The organism is Mesorhizobium sp. M7A.F.Ca.AU.002.02.1.1 (assembly GCF_003998535.1).
GTDB lineage: Bacteria > Pseudomonadota > Alphaproteobacteria > Rhizobiales > Rhizobiaceae > Mesorhizobium > Mesorhizobium ciceri.
The window spans coordinates 1-2,596 of the sequence record NZ_RZPB01000807.1 but is presented as its reverse complement, the minus strand read 5'-3'; the positions used below and the strand labels follow the sequence as shown (position 1 = coordinate 2,596).

Annotated in this window: 3 protein-coding genes and 1 pseudogene; all 4 read right to left on the bottom strand. The window is 62.2% G+C overall.

Annotated elements, in window-relative coordinates; all coding sequences use genetic code 11:
- Window positions 1-92: 92 nt before the first annotated feature.
- Entirely contained in the window at window positions 93-1,010 is a 918-nt protein-coding gene (locus EN879_RS31585; protein WP_063170233.1) for an LpxI family protein, read from the bottom strand.
- Window positions 982-1,815 (bottom strand): acyl-ACP--UDP-N-acetylglucosamine O-acyltransferase, encoded by an 834-nt coding sequence (gene lpxA / locus EN879_RS31580; protein WP_063167971.1) that lies wholly within the window; start codon window positions 1,813-1,815, stop codon window positions 982-984. The genes EN879_RS31585 and lpxA overlap by 29 nt, the downstream gene beginning before the upstream one ends.
- Window positions 1,816-1,828: 13 nt before the next feature.
- Window positions 1,829-2,296 (bottom strand): 3-hydroxyacyl-ACP dehydratase FabZ, encoded by a 468-nt coding sequence (gene fabZ / locus EN879_RS31575; RefSeq protein WP_027036657.1) that lies wholly within the window; start codon window positions 2,294-2,296, stop codon window positions 1,829-1,831.
- Window positions 2,289-2,596, bottom strand: a pseudogene (locus tag EN879_RS31570) (UDP-3-O-(3-hydroxymyristoyl)glucosamine N-acyltransferase); the annotation flags it as partial. The pseudogene EN879_RS31570 and the gene fabZ, both read right to left, overlap by 8 nt.

Sequence of the window (2,596 nt, the reverse complement as noted above, 5' to 3'; positions counted from 1 at the left end):
GCCCGGCCGCCTGCCTGAGCGAGCGTACTATGTCGGCGCCGAGCAGGTCGCCGGACTCCTCGCCGGCAACAATCGCGATCTTCAATGCCCTGTCAGCCACTGTGCGGCTCCGTCGTGGCAGGCAGGCCAATGACGAACAGGCCGAGTGCGTTGGCGCGCGCGATGGTTTCAGGACCTTCGAGAACCAGCGAACGTCCCGCCTCGACGGCAATCCCGGCAAGCTCGGCTGCATGCGCTGCTTCGACCGTCTGCAGGCCGATGGACGGAAGATCCGCTCGCAGTTCCTGGCCAGGCTTGGCGCACTTGACCAGGACGCCGCGGGTCTTGCCCGCAATACGGCCGTGGCCGCGTAAAAGCTTTGCCCGCTCAAGCAATCCGGCTGTTCCTTCGATGCCTTCCAGCGCAATGGTCCGGCCACCGATGGCGATCGCGGCCTGGCCGATGTCCAGCGCCCCGATGGCCTTTGCTGCGTCAAGGCCTGCCTCGATGTCACGCCAGTCCGACTTTTGTGGCGCGGCGTTGGTCAGGACGCCTTCGGCGGCGACAAGGCTCGGCACGATTTCATGCGCTCCCACAACCTTTATTCCACGGGCTTCGAGGCCCCTCGCCAAGACCTTCAGCAGGCCATCGTCGCCACGCGCGAGCGCCATGACGACCAGCGGAATTACCGCGAGCAGGCTGAGACTGGGGCGCAGCGCAAGCAATCGCGGCCGGCGCTTGATCTCGCCTGCAAGCACCAGATGGGTGATCCGGTGCCGCCGTAGCAATGGGACCAGCGAGCCTATACCTTCCAGAGCGAGGCTTTCGTGATCGTATCGGGAGAGCTCCGCGATGCGGTCGACCTCGCCTTCCATCAGGATGACGAAGGGCGGATAGCCTTGTTCAGCCGAACCGGCCGCGACTTCGACCGGCAGACTGCCGCCGCCGGCAATGATGCCGACCCTGGAGCCCGGCGGAAGATCAAGACGCGCTGCCGCTGTCTCAGTCTTCGTCATCGACATCGTCGCCATCGCCGCCCTTGAGCGACGGCACAGCATAGTGCCGCTTGCCGCGACTGGTGATGAAATCGATGATCTTCATGGCGGTCGGCGACGACGCGAACTCCGCCTTGGCGAACTCGATGTTCTCGCCAACGGTGCGGGAACGATCGAAGATCATCCTGTAAGCCTTGCGCAGCACAAGGATTTCGGACCTTGGCAGGCCGGAGCGCTTGAGGCCGATGATGTTGAGGCCGCGTAGGCTGGCGCGGTTGCCGACCGCTATGGCAAAGGGGATGACATCGCCGACGATCGCGGAGCAGCCGCCGAGAAAGGCGTTGTCGCCGATGCGGACAAACTGATGCACTGCGGTCAGTCCGCCGATATAGACATTGTTGCCGACCTCGCAGTGGCCGCCCAGCGTTGCGCCATTGGCGAACGTCGCATTGTTGCCGACGACGCAATCATGGGCGATATGGGCGTAGGCAAGGAAATTGCCATTGTCGCCGACCGTCGTCTCGCCGCGGCTGGAATCGGTGCCGAGATGCATGGTCACGCCTTCGCGGATCGTGCAGTTCCTGCCGATGACCAAGGTGGTTCGGCCGCCCTTGTGCTTGGTGTTCTGCGGCGGTGCGCCCAATGTCGCCATCGGATAGACCTTGGTCGAGGCGCCGATCGACGTCGCGCCCATCACCGAGACATGACTGACCAGTTCGACGTCGTCGCCGATCACCACATCGGCAGCGACATGGCAGAACGGCCCGATGCGCACACCTTGGCCGATTTGGGCGCCTTCCTCGACAATGGAGGAAGCATGAATGGATGTCTTGATTTTCATAAGCACTCGATCGTCAGTCGCTGGTGACCATCATGGCTGAAATCTCGGCCTCGGCCGCCTTGGCGCCGTCGACCATGGCTTCACAAGCGAATTTGAGCAGGTTGCCGCGTTTCTTGATTTTCTTGACATAGATCTTCAACTGGTCGCCGGGAACCACCGGTTTGCGGAATTTGGCGTTGTCGATGGTCAGGAAATAGACCAGCGACGGCTTTTCGGTACCCAGGCTGCGGATACAGATGGCGCCGGCCGTCTGCGCCATCGCCTCGACGATGAGCACACCCGGCATGACCGGCTGCTCAGGGAAATGGCCCTGAAAATGCGGCTCGTTTATGGTCACGTTCTTGATGCCAACAGCGGATTCGTCGCCATCGATGTCGACGATACGATCGATCATCAGGAACGGATAGCGGTGCGGCAGGAGCTTCATCAGCCCCATAATGTCGACCGCCTCCAGCGTCGTCGACGCGATCATGTCAGCCATTGCCTCCCTCGCCCTGTTTGCGGGTCCTGGCGAGCTTGCGCAGCATGGCTATCTCCCGCATGGCTTCCGCCATTGGCTGTGCCGGATAGCCGCCCCAGATCTCGCCTGCAGGGACATTGCTCATAAATCCACTTCTGGCGGCAAGCTTGGCCCCTGTCCCAATGGTCAGGTGATCCGCAAGCCCGACGCCGCCGCCCATGGTGACATTGTCACCTACGACCACAGAACCCGAAATACCCGAAAGCCCGGCTATTATGCAATTGCGGCCGATGCGGACGTTATGGGCGATCTGCACGAGAT

Excerpts from the sequence above, each read along its gene's own strand:
- fabZ (WP_027036657.1), bottom strand. The coding sequence starts at position 2,296 with ATGGCTGACATGATCGCGTCGACGACGCTGGAGGCGGTCGACATTATG.
- lpxA (WP_063167971.1), bottom strand. The coding sequence starts at position 1,815 with ATGAAAATCAAGACATCCATTCATGCTTCCTCCATTGTCGAGGAAGGC.
- EN879_RS31585 (WP_063170233.1), bottom strand. The coding sequence starts at position 1,010 with ATGGCGACGATGTCGATGACGAAGACTGAGACAGCGGCAGCGCGTCTT.